General features: G+C 58.9%; 15 protein-coding genes. 11 read left to right on the top strand and 4 right to left on the bottom strand.

Features of this window, described 5'->3' with window-relative positions; all coding sequences use genetic code 11:
• Positions 1–3: 3 nt before the first annotated feature.
• Positions 4–987 carry an MDR family oxidoreductase gene (locus QMX93_RS06985; protein WP_282353983.1) on the bottom strand — a complete coding sequence of 328 codons (984 nt, stop codon included), beginning with the start codon at positions 985–987 and terminating at the stop codon, positions 4–6.
• 190 nt (positions 988–1,177) lie between these two features.
• Between QMX93_RS06985 and QMX93_RS06980 the strand changes: the two genes are divergently transcribed.
• The 10 genes from QMX93_RS06980 (at position 1,178) to QMX93_RS06935 (ending at position 11,622) form a co-directional block, all read left to right on the top strand.
• Positions 1,178–3,640, top strand: a complete 2,463-nt coding sequence (locus tag QMX93_RS06980; RefSeq protein ID WP_282353981.1) for an autotransporter — start codon at positions 1,178–1,180, stop codon at positions 3,638–3,640.
• A 97-nt stretch (positions 3,641–3,737) separates the two neighbouring features.
• The gene (locus QMX93_RS06975) at positions 3,738–4,799 is read left to right on the top strand and encodes a nitronate monooxygenase (protein WP_282353980.1); all 1,062 of its coding nucleotides are present in this window, start codon (positions 3,738–3,740) and stop codon (positions 4,797–4,799) included.
• A 183-nt stretch (positions 4,800–4,982) separates the two neighbouring features.
• Positions 4,983–5,750, top strand: a complete 768-nt coding sequence (gene modA / locus QMX93_RS06970; RefSeq protein WP_282353979.1) for a molybdate ABC transporter substrate-binding protein — start codon at positions 4,983–4,985, stop codon at positions 5,748–5,750.
• On the top strand, positions 5,751–6,431 hold the full coding sequence (modB, locus tag QMX93_RS06965) for a molybdate ABC transporter permease subunit (RefSeq protein ID WP_212550761.1): 681 nt from the start codon (positions 5,751–5,753) through the stop codon (positions 6,429–6,431).
• 3 nt (positions 6,432–6,434) lie between these two features.
• Complete coding sequence (modC, locus tag QMX93_RS06960; RefSeq protein WP_282353974.1) at positions 6,435–7,514, top strand: molybdenum ABC transporter ATP-binding protein; 1,080 nt, start codon at positions 6,435–6,437, stop codon at positions 7,512–7,514.
• 72 nt (positions 7,515–7,586) lie between these two features.
• Positions 7,587–8,624 (top strand): DNA topoisomerase IB, encoded by a 1,038-nt coding sequence (locus tag QMX93_RS06955; protein WP_053120393.1) that lies wholly within the window; start codon positions 7,587–7,589, stop codon positions 8,622–8,624.
• A gap of 144 nt (positions 8,625–8,768) precedes the next feature.
• Complete coding sequence (locus QMX93_RS06950; protein ID WP_282353972.1) at positions 8,769–10,397, top strand: ABC-F family ATP-binding cassette domain-containing protein; 1,629 nt, start codon at positions 8,769–8,771, stop codon at positions 10,395–10,397.
• 71 nt (positions 10,398–10,468) lie between these two features.
• A complete protein-coding gene (locus tag QMX93_RS06945; RefSeq protein ID WP_053120397.1) occupies positions 10,469–10,699 on the top strand; it encodes a hypothetical protein in 231 nt (76 codons plus the stop codon).
• Between the two features lie 121 nt (positions 10,700–10,820).
• Complete coding sequence (locus QMX93_RS06940; RefSeq protein WP_053120399.1) at positions 10,821–11,051, top strand: hypothetical protein; 231 nt, start codon at positions 10,821–10,823, stop codon at positions 11,049–11,051.
• Positions 11,052–11,337: 286 nt separating this feature from the next.
• Complete coding sequence (locus QMX93_RS06935; protein WP_282353968.1) at positions 11,338–11,622, top strand: hypothetical protein; 285 nt, start codon at positions 11,338–11,340, stop codon at positions 11,620–11,622.
• Positions 11,623–11,664: 42 nt separating this feature from the next.
• Here the strand turns inward: QMX93_RS06935 and QMX93_RS06930 are convergent, their stop codons facing one another.
• The 3 genes from QMX93_RS06930 to QMX93_RS06920 form a co-directional block, all read right to left on the bottom strand.
• Positions 11,665–11,922: a hypothetical protein gene (locus QMX93_RS06930; RefSeq protein WP_282353964.1), complete on the bottom strand. Its 258-nt coding sequence runs from the start codon at positions 11,920–11,922 to the stop codon at positions 11,665–11,667.
• 100 nt (positions 11,923–12,022) lie between these two features.
• The gene (locus QMX93_RS06925) at positions 12,023–13,327 is read right to left on the bottom strand and encodes an MFS transporter (RefSeq protein WP_282353962.1); all 1,305 of its coding nucleotides are present in this window, start codon (positions 13,325–13,327) and stop codon (positions 12,023–12,025) included.
• Positions 13,328–13,357: 30 nt separating this feature from the next.
• On the bottom strand, positions 13,358–14,536 hold the full coding sequence (locus QMX93_RS06920) for a M20 aminoacylase family protein (protein ID WP_282353960.1): 1,179 nt from the start codon (positions 14,534–14,536) through the stop codon (positions 13,358–13,360).
• A gap of 141 nt (positions 14,537–14,677) precedes the next feature.
• On the opposite strand from QMX93_RS06920, the gene QMX93_RS06915 reads away from it, so the two are divergent.
• The gene (locus QMX93_RS06915; RefSeq protein WP_282353958.1) at positions 14,678–15,631 is read left to right on the top strand and encodes a LysR substrate-binding domain-containing protein; all 954 of its coding nucleotides are present in this window, start codon (positions 14,678–14,680) and stop codon (positions 15,629–15,631) included.
• The last annotated feature ends 34 nt before the right edge of the window (positions 15,632–15,665 follow it).

Below are 15,665 nucleotides of genomic sequence, written 5' to 3'. Positions count from 1 at the left end.
TTCTCAGCGATTGACGTCGACCACCACCCGGCCACGAATGCGCCCGGCAAGCAACTCAGGCGCAGCATTAATCGCCTCGCTTAAAGCGATTTCATGGCTGATCAGGAGCAACAAGGCGAAATCCAGATCTTTGGCCAGACGTTCCCAAGCCTGCACGCGACGGGCCTTGGGTTGAGTCACGCTGTTGACGCCCGCGAGGGTCACGCCGCGCAAAATGAACGGTGCAACCGAGCCCGGGAAGTCCATGCCCTGCGCCAATCCACACGCGGCAACGGTGCCTTCGGAACGCGTACTGGCGCAGGCGTTGGCCAATGTATGGCTGCCGACCGAATCGATCACCGCCGCCCAGCGCTCCTTCGCCAATGGCTTACCCGGTTCGGACAGGGTTGCACGATCGATGATTTCGCTGGCGCCAAGTTGCTTCAAGTATTCGTGCTCAGAAGCCCGGCCAGTGGACGCCACGACGCGATAACCCAGCGTGTTGAGTAGAGCAATGGCAAAGCTGCCGACGCCGCCATTGGCGCCAGTCACCAGCACCTCGCCTTGCTCCGGGGTCACGCCGTTATGCTCGAGCGCGAGAATGCACAGCATCGCCGTGTAACCCGCCGTGCCAATGGCCATGGCTTGTGCAGCGGTGAAAGCTTCGGGCAACGGAATCAGCCAATCGCCATTGAGTCGCGCTTTCTGCGCCAGACCACCCCAATGGGATTCGCCGACGCCCCAGCCGTTGAGCAACACCTTGTCGCCCACTTTATAGTCGGGATGCGAACTGGCTTCGACGGTGCCCGCCAGATCAATCCCCGGCACCATCGGAAACTTGCGCACCACCGGGCTGCTGCCGGTAATCGCCAGACCGTCCTTGAAGTTCAGCGTGCTGTAGGCCACCTGCACCGTGACATCGCCGTCGGGCAATTGATCTTCATTGAGTTGCTGCAGGTCGGCGCGGTAACCGCTGTCGTCTTTGTTGATCACAATGGCGTTGAACATGAGTGCCCTCGCATGGCTGGATGTTGAAATGTCGTGCCTTGAAATACCACATTGCAACACGTTGCCACACTCGACTTTGTGCCTGGCTTAAATTTCATCGGGTAATTTCATTGTCGGCGTCTATGCTTTTTCGACTACCCTGCTGATCTTGGCCAAGCCCTCTAGAATCACCTTGTCGATGGAGTTGACGATGTCTCACCCGCGTTCTCTTGTAGTGATGCTGATGCTCAGTCTGCTGGCATTTGGCAATGCGTGGGCGGCGCCTGCCCCGGCTGCTGATGCGGCAACATCTGCTGCACCGAGTGAGCCGGCGTGGCCACAAGTCATTAGCAGCGGCAAATCGAAATTGACTGTGTACCAACCGCAACTCGACAGTTGGGACGGTTACACGCTCAACGCTCGCGCGGCTGTCGAAGCTACCGGCGCTGATGGTAAATCCACTTACGGCATCGTCGAGTTCAGCGCCCACACCCTGGTCGACAAGGCCACCCGCTGGGTCGCGCTCGATCAATACAAAATCATCAAAGCCGATTTCCCGGCCGATGCCAGTCAGGCCGACAATTGGTCGGCGGCGCTGCAAAAAGATGCCGACAAGCGCAAGAAAACCATTTCCCTTGATCAGCTCGAAGCCGCTGTCGGCGTATTGTCGGCAGAACAGAAGGCGGACAGCGCTCCGCTGGAAAACACCCCGCCGACCATCATCAGTTCCGACGTCCCGGCGATGCTGGTGTACATCGACGGTGATGCGGCGTATCGGCCGGTGGAAGGCACGTCGCTGCAACGAGTGATCAATACTCGCCCGCTGCTGCTCAAGGACGAACAAGGCAAACACTATCTGCACGTGTTTGATGGCTGGATGGTCGCAGACCAGATCAACGGTGATTACACACGTCTGGCAAAACCGCCCGCCGATCTGGAAAAAGCCAAACAGGCCGCCATCAAAAGCCGTCAGGTCGATCTGCTGACCGGGCAAAGTGATCCGAAAGACAAGATCCCCAGCCTGGCCAAACCGCCGCAGCCAAAGATCTTCATTGCGACCACGCCTACCGAGTTACTGGTAACTGACGGCGCGCCGCAATGGCTGCCGATTCAGGGCACCGGCCTGCTCTACGTCAGCAACACCACCGGGCATATCTTCAAGGAAATCGGTGATCAGAACAGTTACGTGTTGATCTCCGGACGCTGGTTCCGTGCCAGCGACATGAAGGGCCCATGGACGTTCACCCCGGCGGACAAACTGCCGGCAGACTTCGCCAACATTCCCGACGACAGCCCGAAAGAGAACGTCAAAGCCTCGGTCGCCGGCACTCCGCAAGCGAAAGAAGCGGCGATTGCCGCGACTATTCCGCAGACCTCGGCGATCAAGAAAAGCGCGGTGAAAATGACCGCACCGCAGTTCGATGGCGAGCCGCAGCTCAAAGCGATCAACACCACGCCGTTGCAATATGTAGTCAACAGCGCCACACCGATCATCCGGGTCGACAACAACAGTTGGTACGCCGTGGAAAACGGCATCTGGTTTACCGCCACGTCGGTGAACGGCCCGTGGGTCGTGGCCAGTTCGGTGCCGGCGGTGATCTATTCGATTCCGCCGAGTTCGCCGATGCATTACCTGACTTACGTGAAAGTCTATGAGTCCAGCGGTGATACCGTGGTGGTCGGTTATACCCCAGGTTATCAGGGCTCCAATATTGATCCAGTGACTAATGTCGTGGTGTACGGCACCGGTTATCCGTACACGCCGTGGGTCGGTAGCGTCTGGTACGGGCCGCCGGTAACTTACGGTTTCGGCGTCGCGATCCGTTACACCCCGTGGACTGGATGGACATTCGGATACGGTTTCGGCTGGAGTTGGGGCGGCAGCACCGTGGCGATGGGCTGGGGCTGGGGCGCTTATCCGTGGTGGGGAAATTACGGCTGGGGTTACGCCTGGGGCCCGCGCTTGTATCCAGCGCCACTGGCCTGGGGCGGCGCTGCTTATGGTTATCGTGGCGGCGCAGTGGCGTGGGGCCCGGGCGGATGGGCCGGCACCACCGGCAATATCTATCATCAGTGGGGTGACCGCGCGACGGTCAGCCGCTACGGCGCCGGTTACAACGCCTGGACCGGCAATCGCTGGGCAGGTCAGGTCGGCTCCTCCTACAACTCGCGCACCGGTGTGGCGGCCGCCGGTCAACGCGGCGCGGTACACAACGTCTACAACGGCAATTACGCGACCGGCCGCAGCGGTGCAGTCGTCGGGCCGAATGGCGGCGCTATCGCCGGCGCGCGCCTGACAGAGGGTAATACGCGCACCGGTACGCAGGTCACTGCCAATCGCGGCGCGGTGTACAACCCTAATACCGGCAAGACCACCCAATATGGCGCTATCCACGGACGCAACGGTGGCGCAGCGCAGGTCGGCAACAACGTTTATGCCGGGCGCGACGGCAACGTCTACAAAAAAACCGACAGTGGCTGGCAATCGATGGTCGGCGGTGGTGGCAGCACACGCGCGGCGCCGCTGAACAACAACCCACAGCTGCAAAATCTCAATCGCGATTCCGCTGCGCGTAATTTCGGCAACCAGCGCACCAACAACTTCCACAACTCCTCGCAATTCATGAATCACTCCTTCGGTGGTGGTGGAGGCGGCGGATTCCATCGACGTTAACGGCTTGTGAATTTCGGACTGGCCCTGAGTCCGGTTTTGCTGTTAAAAAACCGGCTCAGCCGTCCCTGCCCGTTTCAACGTTCGGAGTACCGCTTTCATGAGCCAATGGCCAGACACCCGCATTCTTGATCTGTTCGGCATCGAGTTGCCGATCATCCAGGCCCCGATGGCCGGCGCCACGAACTCGTCGATGGTGATTGCCGTGTGCAACGCTGGTGGCTTGGGTTCGATGCCCGCCGCGATGTTGAGCATTGAGCAGTTACGTGAAGAACTGAAAACGATCCGCGAGCACACCGACAAACCTTTCAACGTGAATTTCTTCTGCCATCAGCCACCGGCAGCCGATGAACAGCGCGCGCGTGAATGGAAGAATTTGCTGAAGCCTTATTACCGTGAACTGGGCGTCGACTTTGATGCACCGACGCCGGTGTCCAATCGGGCGCCGTTTGATGCAGCCGCTTGCGAGGTGCTGGAAGAGTTTCGCCCTGACGTGGTGAGTTTCCACTTCGGTCTGCCGGAAAAATCTCTGCTGGATCGGGTCAAGGCCACAGGCGCGAAAATCATCTCCTCGGCCACCACCGTCGATGAAGCCGTGTGGCTGGAGCAAAACGGCTGCGACGCGATCATTGCCATGGGCTATGAAGCCGGCGGCCATCGCGGGATGTTTCTCAGCGATGACCTGAGCAGTCAGGTCGGCACCTTTGCTTTGGTACCGCAGGTGGTTGACGCGGTGAAGGTTCCGGTGATTGCAGCCGGTGCGATTGCCGATGCTCGCGGGGTGGCAGCGGCGTTCATGCTCGGTGCGTCAGCGGTGCAGGTCGGCACGGCGTATCTGTTCACCCCGGAAGCGAAAGTCAGTGCCTCACATCACAAGGCCCTGCGTACAGCCAAGGAAAGTGAAACGGCCGTCACCAACATTTTTACCGGGCGCCCGGCGCGTGGGATTCTCAACCGTGTGATGCGCGAACTCGGGCCGATGTCGGCGAAGGCGCCGGCCTTTCCTTTGGCTGGTGGCGCGCTGATGCCGCTGCGAGCGAAGGATGATGCGCAGTTTGCCAATCTTTGGGCGGGGCAGGCGTTTACGCTGGGGCGGGACGTCAGTAGTGCGGAATTGACGAGGCAGTTGGCTGAGGGGGCGTTGGCGAAACTTGTGAGGTAGCGGACGGATTTCGCAGCAATTGGAAAGAGGGCCTGCTGCGCGCGCCAACGGGGATAAATCCCCTCGCCACAGGGGAGTGTTTCGCTATATATTTCGCTATATAGCGAATTCACCCCCTCGCATCGGCGCAGTCTACCTCCAACAATAACTGCCCTCTGCACTTGCCAACAACGGAGCTGTTACATGACCACTCGTGCCTCACGTTTTGCCCCAACTTGCCTGGCCGCTTTGCTGGCGACCTTCGCCATCGGCGCCGTTCAGGCTGATGAAGTGCAAGTGGCAGTTGCCGCCAACTTCACCGCACCGATTCAGGCGATCGCGGCAGATTTCGAAAAAGACACCGGGCACAAACTGATCGCAGCCTACGGCGCCACTGGCCAGTTCTACACCCAGATCAAGAACGGCGCGCCGTTCGAAGTGTTCCTCTCGGCCGACGACACTACCCCGGAAAAACTCGAGAAGGAAGGCGATACCGTTAAAGGCTCGCGCTTCACCTACGCCATCGGCACCCTGGCGCTGTGGTCGGCAAAAGAAGGCTATGTCGATGGCAAAGGCGACGTGCTGAAGAAGAACGAATACCAGCACCTCTCCATCGCCAACCCGAAAGCTGCGCCTTATGGCCTGGCCGCCACCCAGGTGCTGGAAAAACTGAAACTGACCGAAGCCACCAAAGCCAAGATCGTTGAAGGCCAGAACATCACTCAGGCCTACCAGTTCGTTTCCACCGGCAACGCCGAACTGGGCTTTGTAGCGCTGTCGCAGATCTACAAGGACGGCAAAGTCAGCAGCGGTTCGGCGTGGATCGTTCCAGCCAGCATGCACGACCCGATCAAACAGGACGCGGTAATCCTCAACAAAGGCAAAGACAACGCCGCCGCCGAAGCGCTGGTTGAATACCTCAAAGGCCCGAAAGCCGCTGCGGTGATCAAGTCTTACGGCTACCAGCTCTAAATGTCGCTGACGAGTGCCGATTTCGCGGCGATCTGGCTGACCCTGAAACTGGCGTCCCTGACCACCGCGATCCTGCTGGTTGTCGGCACTCCGATTGCCCTGTGGTTGTCGCGCACCCAATCGTGGTTGCGCGGCCCGATCGGGGCGATCGTCGCCCTGCCCCTCGTGCTGCCGCCGACCGTCATTGGTTTTTATCTGTTGCTGATGATGGGCCCGCACGGTTTCCTCGGCCAGTTCACCCAATGGCTCGGGCTTGGCACGTTGACGTTCAGCTTCACCGGACTGGTGATTGGATCGGTGATCTATTCTATGCCGTTCGTGGTGCAACCGTTGCAAAACGCGTTCTCGGCGATCGGCACCCGCCCATTGGAAGTGGCGGCGACCTTGCGCGCCAATCCTTGGGACACTTTTTTCAGCGTGATTCTGCCGCTGGCCCGTCCCGGTTTTATCACGGCGGCGATCCTCGGTTTCGCGCACACCGTCGGTGAATTCGGCGTCGTGCTGATGATCGGCGGCAATATTCCCGACAAGACCCGTGTGGTCTCGGTACAAATCTACGACCACGTCGAAGCCATGGAATACGCGCAGGCCCATTGGCTCGCCGGTGCCATGCTGGTGTTCTCGTTCCTGGTGTTGCTGGCGCTCTATTCCAGCCGCAAAACCCGCGCAGGCTGGAGCTGATCGATGATCGATGCACGTCTGAAAATCGCTTATTCGGGCTTCAGCCTGGATGTCGATCTGCACTTGCCGGGGCGCGGTGTTTCCGCGTTATACGGACATTCCGGCTCGGGCAAAACCACCTGCCTGCGCTGCATTGCCGGCCTGGAGCGCGCCGAGCAAGGCTTCGTGCAAATCAACGACGAAATCTGGCAGGACAGCGACAACGGCATTTTCGTCCCGCCGCATAAACGCGCGTTGGGTTATGTGTTTCAGGAAGCCAGTCTGTTTCCGCATCTGTCGGTGCTGGCCAACCTGCAATTCGGCCTCAAACGTATCGCCAAATCGCAGCGCCGGGTTGATCTGGCACAAGCCACCGAACTGCTCGGCATCGGCCACTTGCTCGAACGCCATCCGCAGCATTTGTCCGGCGGTGAACGCCAGCGTGTCGGCATCGCCCGCGCACTGCTGACCAGCCCGAAACTGTTGCTGATGGACGAACCCCTCGCCGCCCTCGACAGCCAACGAAAAAGCGAAATCCTGCCTTATCTGCAACGGTTGCATGACGAACTGGACATTCCAGTGCTGTATGTCAGCCACGCGCAGGACGAAGTCGCGCGACTGGCCGACCATCTGGTGTTGCTCAGCGACGGCAAGGCGCTGGCCAGCGGCCCGATTGGCGAAACCCTCGCGCGTCTGGATCTGCCGATGGCAATGGGTGATGACGCCGGGGTAATCATCGAAGGTCAGGTCAGCGCTTACGATGCGCAGTACCAACTGCTGAGCCTGCAACTGCCGGCCACCGAAATGAACATTCGTGTCACTCACGAACCGATGACTGTCGGCCAGGCCCTGCGCTGCAAAGTGCACGCGCGGGACATCAGTCTGGCGCTGCACAATGACGCTTCCAGCAGCATCCTCAATCGACTGCCGGTCACGGTGGTCAGCGAACAAGCGGCGGACAATGCCGCCCATGTGCTGATTCGTCTCGATGCCGGGGGCACCCCACTGCTCGCGCGCATCACCCGCTACTCGCGCGATCACTTGGCGATCCATCCGGGCCAGCAACTCTGGGCGCAAATCAAGGCAGTTGCAGTGCTCGCATAAATCATTCGGCACCACGGCGAGAGCGCGCGGTCAATCGTTTTACAGACCGCCGCGCCACTTAAGGAAGTCGCCATGTCCGAAACCGAGCTGACCGATGCACTGCCATCCGACCTGCACTACGTCGATGACACGCAGCCCGGCATCACCCGCAAAAAACTGCGCGGCAAGTTCGCCTATTTCGAGCCGTCCGGTCAGCGCATTACCGACCCGGACGAAATAAAACGCATCAACGCCCTCGCGGTTCCGCCGGCCTATGTCGATGTGTGGATCTGCGCCGACCCGCGCGGTCATCTGCAAGCTACAGGCCGCGATGCCCGGGGTCGCAAGCAATATCGCTATCACGCTCGCTGGCGCGAAGTGCGCGATGCCGACAAATATTCGCGGCTGCGCGAGTTCGGTCTGGCGCTGCCGAAACTGCGCAAACAACTGGAAACACTACTGGCCGCGCCCGGCTTTAGCCGCGACAAGGTTATGGCCACGGTGATCACTCTGCTCGACGCCACGTTGATTCGCGTCGGCAACACGCAATACGCCCGCGACAATCGCTCTTACGGGCTGACCACCCTGCGCAGTCGCCATGTCGAAGTGAATGGCAGCGCGATCCTGTTTCAATTTCGCGGCAAGAGTGGCATCGAACACCAGATCACCGTCAAGGATCGACGCCTCGCGCGGATTATCAAACGCTGCCTGGAGCTCCCCGGCCAGAATCTGTTTCAGTACCTGGACGAACACGGCGAACGGCACACCGTCAGTTCTTCCGACGTCAACAGTTACCTGCAAACCCTGACCGGCGCCGATTTCACCGCCAAGGATTACCGCACCTGGGCCGGCAGCGCCTTGGCCTTGGCGGTGTTGCGTGAACTGCAATGGGAGTCGGAAACCGAGGCCAAACGGCATGTGGTCGACATGGTCAAAGGCGTCGCCAAACAGTTGGGCAATACGCCAGCGGTGTGCCGCAAGTGCTACATCCACCCAGCGGTGGTGGAAAAATTCATGCTCGGCGCCCTCGCCGAACTGCCGCGCCCACGCGTGCGCAAGGGTCTGCGCAGCGAAGAAGTGGCCCTGGCGATGTTTCTCGAACGGATGAGCGAGATGGCCGTCGCACCTTGATCGTCCGCGCATCGTCGTCTAGGCTAGCCACCTTCCCCTCTTCAGGATGACCGCAGAAGTGAACAATCAGGCCTTCTAAAAATGTAATCGCGACAGTCGCCGCTTGGCGTTTGTCAGTCTTCACGACATTTTTTGGAGGTGCCGATGACTCACGTCTCGCGTACGCCTGCCCTCGTCTCGCTCAATCAGCTGAGTTTCCAATTCGCCAATGGCGAGACGATTTTCAACGCACTGAATCTGCATTTCGATCATGTCCCGACCGCGATTGTCGGTCGCAACGGTGTCGGTAAAAGCGTGCTCGCGCGCCTGATTGCCGGGCAGCTACAGCCCACCTCCGGGAGCGTTTCAAGCGCAGTGCCTGTGATGTACGTTTCCCAAATATTTGTCGGTGCACCCGGCCAAACGGTGGCGGACGCGACGGGTACAGCCCAAGTACTTGAAGCACTGCAGCGCCTCGACCAGGGCAATGCCAGCGCCGACGATTTCGACATCATCGGCGATCGCTGGGATTTGCCGGAACGTTTACGGCAGATGCTTGATGAGTGCGGACTCACCGATATCGCTGATACCGACCTCACCGAAAACCTCAGTGGCGGCCAACAAGTCAGAATCGCCCTGATCAAAGCACTGTTGAGCCAGGCGCAATTGCTGGTGCTCGATGAGCCGACCAATCATCTGGACAGCGCCGGTCGCCACTGGCTGCTGAATACACTCAATCACTGGCGCGGCGGTCTGATCGTCATCAGTCACGATCGACAGTTGCTGGAGCGGATGCAGCGGATCGTCGAACTGACGCCGTTGGGCGTAAATGTTTTCAGCGGCTCCTACTCAGCCTTTACCGAACAACGAAGCCTGCAACACGCAGCCGCTCAGGCACAACTCGACCACGCCAGAACCGAACGTCAGCGCGAACGTTCCCGCCTGCAACGCGAGCACGACACGATCCAGCGCCATGCCGCCAACAGCCGTCGCAATGCGCAAACCGCGAACGCTTCCAGCATCGAACGCGCCGGGATGAAAGGCGCGGCGCGGGACATCATGGGACATGTGCGCGTTGGCCATCAGGCGCGTAAATCCGATCTCGATAACCGCGTGCGTGAGGCATTTACAAAGGTGTCGCCCGAAGACAGCGTGCTGATCAATCTTCCGGGCAGCGTAGTGCCGAACAGCCGCCAAGTCTGCACGCTCGTGGATGCGTGCCTGCCGTGGTTATCGCCGGCGAGCCGACTGAGTCTCACGATCCAGGGGCCGATGCGCATCGCCGTCAGTGGCCCTAACGGCTGCGGTAAATCGACCCTTCTGAACATGCTCGCCGACGAACTGGAACCGGCCAGCGGTACCTGCACGACTCACGTACCGCTCGCGTTCCTCGATCAACAACTGCGTCTGCTTGATGACGGAAAATCCATTGTTGACCAGTTGCTGGCTCAGCAAACTCCGTTGAGCGAAGGCACCCTGCGCAGTTATCTGGCGCACCTTCAACTAAATGCCCTGCGTGCGACCCAGCCCTGCGCTTTGCTCAGCGGCGGCGAACGCCTGAAGGCTGCACTGGCATTGGCGTTGTGGCGCCAGACTCCGGCGCAATTGCTCTTGCTAGATGAACCGACCAATCATCTGGATCTGGGCTCGGTGGAAGCTTTCGAACAGTCATTACAGAGTTTTCCCGGCGCCATTGTCGCGGTTTCCCACGACCAGACGTTTCTACAAGCGTTGAATCCAAGCCATCGGCTAACGTGGCAGCCAAGCGGTTGGCTGCTGCAACCGACGAGTTGAGCTGACTATTTTTTGCACGATTGCCACAGGCTTCTATAGTTGATCTGACACGAATCAGCTGCGGTGACGCCATGGAAGACATTTTCGTTGTGAAGCGTTGCAACAAGATCATCATTCATGGTCGTCGCGCCGAGGACAGCCAGCACGAACCCGCCGAAGCCATCGGCTGGTTTCGCATTTGCGATACACGCACAGGCGGTTTCATCGGCGATGGCTACGACCGGGAGGAAGACGCACGGCGCGAATGCCTGCGCCTCAACGCAGCGAGTTCGATATTACCGGCTCGCGAATCGTCAGCCTGATGCTGATCATTTGCGGGTCTATACTGAAACCAGCTGAAGGATCAGCGCCCCAACGGCATAAAGCTCGCAGTTCGCGGGCTTTTTGCTGCCGCTCAGCGGTTTCACCGAACGGAGGTGTTCCATGTCCGAAAAAGAGTCCATCACCACCCTCCTCACCTTGCTCGACGCCCGGCAGGCGCGCCTCGCGGCCGCTTGCAAAGAGATCGCCGACTGGGTTGATCATCAAGGCGGTCACCCCACCGCCCTGCGTATTCGCGATCGTCTGAATGACATCGAGAAAGACGCGCCGTTGATTCGCAACACGCTGTCGGCGCTCAGACCCATTGACCGGCCTCTGCCACGGTTTAGATAACAAACGCGAATAGCACGAACGCCCCGCTGCGACTTTCGATCGGGGCTCTAGAGCGGCGACGGCTGTGTTACCGAGGGATTATCTGTCCGGCGTTTATATTTTCCTCGTTGATTTGTTTATTTTCACAAAATCATCACATCTGCGCGCCTACAGTGAAATCACTCCTTTGGAGATCACACTTAACACCCGCCCGCATGCGGGTGTTTTTTTGCCTGAAATTTGGCTCGGCGAACACCTGCGGCTATCAGTGGTCACAATTTAGTACACGTCACAAAGGAGACGATTCATGGTTATCCATTTCAACGTCGATGGTCATTTAGCCTGCGGGCATAAAGGCAAACATCTCACTGCCAGCCGCGAACTCAATCGCGTGAAGTGCCGCAGCTGCCGTAACACAGATGCGTACAAGCAAGCCAGAAAAGATCAGCGTAACGCGGCTCGACGCGCAACACGCCAGGCCAAAACCACACACCACGCCGTCAACTGGCGCTCCTCATGGGTAGAGCGTTTGACTGCGATGCCTGGGCGTCAACGCCTGCCTCGCGGCTTTGCCGGACAAGCCTTCGTTTAGTCCGCAATAAAAATGGGCCGGCGAGTGCCGGCCCATTGCTTACTAGTTGTTGCCCTGAACATCCTTCACGGTCTTCAAAGCCCGGTTCGTTAAATCAATACACTTCTGTTTGTCGCCTGCCTTTTGCGCGGCCTCGGCATCTTTACGGTCTTGCTGGATATTGCCCAAAGCAGGCTGTCCCATCACTGCCGTCTGTTTGAGGTCGTGCAGTTTCTGCAAGTTAATGGCGCACAAGTCATCAGCGGCAAACAGCGGTGTTGCAACAATCAAAGACGCGAAGAACAGACCTAATCGTTTCATGACGAATTCCACCTGTTTGGACTTAGGAATTTGACTATAGATGCTGAATTGAAAGAGCGACGGCCAAGGCATATGAAACGCTGAAACAAACAGCCGAACACTAATCCAGCGGCTTGCCGGCGGTCTCCTTGACCCTCATCAAACCGATCAAGGTCAGACCGACGCAGAACATCATGTACAGGGCTGGCGCGTTGTTATTGCCCGTCAGCCCGATAAGCCCGGTGGCAAAAAACTGCGCAAAGCCGCCGAAAACAGAGACGCCCAGGCAATAAATGATCGACAACCCGGTCGCACGAATCGCCCGTGGAAACAGCTCGGTCACCAGCACCAGTGTCGGCACGGTAATCAGCACCAACAGAAACGTGGTGACCAATGAAACGGCCAGCAGTGTTACCAGCGTCGGATACAGATTCATCAACATAAAGGCCGGATAAATCAGCAGCAGCATCGGAACGCAGCCCAGCGCAATCGTGCGCCGCCGACCGATGCGATCACTCAACCGCCCCGCCCAGATCGACAGGCTGATCTGCACCAGCGCGCCAAGACAGGCAGCCGTCGTGCCCATGGTCATCGGCAGATGCAGGACAGTCACGGTGTAGTTGGTCATGTAGTCGAGCACGATATAGCTGGATGCCGTGCTGCCGATCACCAGCAACACACCGCTGACGACCGTGCGCCGATAGTCCCTGAAAATGACTCGCAGACTGGATGTCGCCTCATTGCCCTCTGGCGTTTCAGCGGCGGTTTCCTTCAAATGACGGCGGATGTAGATGCCGACAGGAATCACCAGCATCCCCAACACAAACGGCAGCCGCCAGCCCCAGCTTTCCAGTGCTTCAGCGCTCAAGGATGAACTGAGCGCCAGCGCCACCAGCGCGCCGAGCATGAAGCTCAATCCCTGACTGAACAGCTGCCAACTGCCATAAAAGCCACGACTGCGATCGTCAGCGTATTCCATCAACATCGCCGTGGAAGCGCCCACTTCGCCACCGATCGCGAAGCCCTGCACCAGCCGCGCCAGCACTATGATCACCGGCGCCGCGAGACCGATCTGCGCATACGTCGGCGCGATGGCAAACATCAGCGAACCCAGCGCCATCAGCCAAAGCGTCAGCATCATCGCCGGTTTACGCCCGACCCGGTCGGCATAAGCGCCCAACGCCAAACCGCCAATCGGGCGCATGCCGAAGCCGACACCAAAGGTTGCCAGTGACAGCAGCAATTGTCCTAACGTGCTTTCCACCGGGAAAAACTGCCGACCAATGAGCGTGGCAAAAAAGCTGTAAACAGAAAAATCGTAGAACTCCAGCCCGGAGCCGATGGTGATCGCGGCAATGGCACGCGCGCCAAGCGGTTTTCGAACTGAAGAAGTCGCAGGTATTGCGCTGGAAACAGATGCAGACATCGGGTGAACTCCTCAAAGATCGATCACGAATCAGCGCAGAAAGGTTTCAACCAGGCGCACCCAATAGCTGGCCCCTGTCGCGAGGCATTGATCGTTGAAGTCGTAACCCGGGTTGTGCACCATGCAGCCACCCTCGCCGTCCCCGTTGCCAATCAGCAGGTAGCAGCCGGGGCAGCGCTGCAACATGACCGCGAAATCTTCGCTGCCGGTCAGCGGTTGCAGATCGCGGACCAGGCCCTCCTCACCCAGCCAGTCAACGGCAACTTGTCGGGCAAATTCGGTGCTTTCGGCATGGTTGATCAACGGCGGAAAACGCTGGGCCTGATCGACGACGACAGTGGCACTCGCGCCGAAGCTTGTTGCCTGCGCTTCGGCAAGGTCGGTGATTCGTAAGATCAATTCGTCGCGAACTTCAGGTTTCAGTGCGCGCACGCTCAGTTGCAGTTCGGCGTGATCGGCAATGACGTTCGGGGCGATGCCGGCGTGGAAGGAGCCGACGGTGACTACGGCAGTGTCGAGCGGATTAACGTTGCGCGAGACGATGCTTTGCAGCGCCATGACAATCGCAGCGCCGACAAACAACGGATCAATGGCTTTGTGCGGCATCGCGCCATGCCCGCCAATACCGTCGACTCGAATGGTCACGGTATCGGTGGAGGCCATGAACGGCCCCGGTAAAAAACCGAGCTTGCCGACCGGCAGGCCCGGCATGTTGTGCATCGCAAACACTGCATCGCAGGGAAACAGCTCGAACAAGCCGTCATCCAACATGCGTTGCGCGCCGCCATCGCCCTCTTCTGCGGGCTGGAAAATCACTACCAGCGCGCCATCGAATTCGCGACTGTCGGCCAGATGTCTGGCAGCCGCGAGCAGCATCGCAGTATGACCGTCGTGCCCGCAGGCATGCATCACGCCATCGTGTCGGCTGGAATACGCCAGGCCCGTTTGCTCAACAATCGGCAAGGCGTCCATGTCGGCACGCAGGCCGATCATTTTACTACCGCTGCCGTTGCGCAACAGTCCAACGACGCCGGTGCCCGCCAGACCGCGATGCACCTGATAGCCCCATTCTTCAAGTTTTCCGGCAACGAGGTCGGCAGTGGCGAACTCCTCAAAGCTCAATTCTGGATGGGCATGAATGTGTTGCCGCAGCGCAATCATTTCTTCCTCGATCGCGCGGATACCGGGCAGCGCAGGCAGGTCGATCATCACGTACTCCTCATTTTTTAAAGTCTTGTTTTCGGGTGTTCCGCTGATAGGCTGCGATGCTAATCAGTTGGCGATGGCCGTGGCAGTCGCAAAAAGCGGGGGCTGAAACCCGCTGGTTTACACCTTTGACTGGGAGAAGTGATGAAGCTGCATCAATTGCGCGCGCTGGTGATGACCGCCGACTGCGGGAGCATTCGTGCTGCCGCGCGGCAACTGGGTGTCTCGCAGACCTCAGTCGCCAAAGCGTTGCGTGAGCTTGAAGAACACCTGCATTTGCCACTGCTGGTGCGCAATGCCAACGGCGTGGTGCTGACCCAATACGGACAGTCTCTACTGCAACATGCGCGGCAGATGCTCAGTCAACTGGAGCGCGCGCAGCTGGAACTCGCGCATCTGAGCCACGAGGCGCAAGGCCAGTTAAGGTTGGGGATCTCACCTTGGATGGGCATGACGTTATTGCCGGAAGTGGTGATGCTGTTTCGTCAACGCATGCCGAAAGTGCGTCTGGAGATTTTCGAGGGGTTGATGGCCGTGGCGCTGCCAAGATTGCGTGACGGCACGATGGAATTTGCGGTTGGCCTGGTCTCTTCGCTGCTGCCGCGACCGGAATTCGTCAGCGACCCCCTCTTTGCTTATCAGATGGCGGTCGTTGCCCGCCGCGAGCATCCACGGCGGCACAGTCAATCCATTCATGAATTGCTCGATCTGGATTGGGTGGTGAACTACCCGGATGCCAGTCACGAAGGCCTGATGACCGAACTGTTCTGGCAACACGGTGCGCAGATCGATATGCAGCACATCCACCGCGCGCACTCACCTCAGCTGACGTTATCGATGATTGAGCAAACTGACATGCTCAGTTACTTCCCCGAGCCGATGTTGACCGTGCCAATGTATGGCGAACGCGTGGCGCGACTGCCGCTGAAGGAAGATTTTGCGACTGACACGATAGGCATCGTCACCACCCGCAATGTGCAGTTGGGCGTGGCGGCTCAGTGTTTTGTTGAGTGCCTGACGCAGGTTATCCGCCGTCGCGCGCGTTCGGCGCGCAGTGAAGATGTTGAGTTGTTCGATACGCTGGAATTGTTGATCTGAATGCTGGGCGGGTTTTTTCTGGGCACAAAAAAGG

This window comes from Pseudomonas sp. PS01303 (genome assembly GCF_029959385.1).
In the GTDB taxonomy this organism is placed as follows: Bacteria; Pseudomonadota; Gammaproteobacteria; order Pseudomonadales; family Pseudomonadaceae; genus Aquipseudomonas; species Aquipseudomonas rustica.
This window is presented reverse-complemented; position numbering and strand designations above follow the sequence as displayed.

What these genes read in the sequence shown, in the direction of transcription:
- QMX93_RS06955 (WP_053120393.1), top strand. Translation starts at nt 7,587, where the DNA reads ATGTCCGAAACCGAGCTGACCGATGCACTGCCATCCGACCTGCACTAC.
- QMX93_RS06950 (WP_282353972.1), top strand. Translation starts at nt 8,769, where the DNA reads ATGACTCACGTCTCGCGTACGCCTGCCCTCGTCTCGCTCAATCAGCTG.
- QMX93_RS06935 (WP_282353968.1), top strand. Translation starts at nt 11,338, where the DNA reads ATGGTTATCCATTTCAACGTCGATGGTCATTTAGCCTGCGGGCATAAA.
- QMX93_RS06980 (WP_282353981.1), top strand. Translation starts at nt 1,178, where the DNA reads ATGTCTCACCCGCGTTCTCTTGTAGTGATGCTGATGCTCAGTCTGCTG.
- modA (WP_282353979.1), top strand. Translation starts at nt 4,983, where the DNA reads ATGACCACTCGTGCCTCACGTTTTGCCCCAACTTGCCTGGCCGCTTTG.
- QMX93_RS06920 (WP_282353960.1), bottom strand. Translation starts at nt 14,536, where the DNA reads ATGATCGACCTGCCTGCGCTGCCCGGTATCCGCGCGATCGAGGAAGAA.
- QMX93_RS06975 (WP_282353980.1), top strand. Translation starts at nt 3,738, where the DNA reads ATGAGCCAATGGCCAGACACCCGCATTCTTGATCTGTTCGGCATCGAG.
- modC (WP_282353974.1), top strand. Translation starts at nt 6,435, where the DNA reads ATGATCGATGCACGTCTGAAAATCGCTTATTCGGGCTTCAGCCTGGAT.
- QMX93_RS06930 (WP_282353964.1), bottom strand. Translation starts at nt 11,922, where the DNA reads ATGAAACGATTAGGTCTGTTCTTCGCGTCTTTGATTGTTGCAACACCG.
- QMX93_RS06940 (WP_053120399.1), top strand. Translation starts at nt 10,821, where the DNA reads ATGTCCGAAAAAGAGTCCATCACCACCCTCCTCACCTTGCTCGACGCC.
- QMX93_RS06925 (WP_282353962.1), bottom strand. Translation starts at nt 13,327, where the DNA reads ATGTCTGCATCTGTTTCCAGCGCAATACCTGCGACTTCTTCAGTTCGA.
- modB (WP_212550761.1), top strand. Translation starts at nt 5,751, where the DNA reads ATGTCGCTGACGAGTGCCGATTTCGCGGCGATCTGGCTGACCCTGAAA.
- QMX93_RS06985 (WP_282353983.1), bottom strand. Translation starts at nt 987, where the DNA reads ATGTTCAACGCCATTGTGATCAACAAAGACGACAGCGGTTACCGCGCC.
- QMX93_RS06945 (WP_053120397.1), top strand. Translation starts at nt 10,469, where the DNA reads ATGGAAGACATTTTCGTTGTGAAGCGTTGCAACAAGATCATCATTCAT.
- QMX93_RS06915 (WP_282353958.1), top strand. Translation starts at nt 14,678, where the DNA reads ATGAAGCTGCATCAATTGCGCGCGCTGGTGATGACCGCCGACTGCGGG.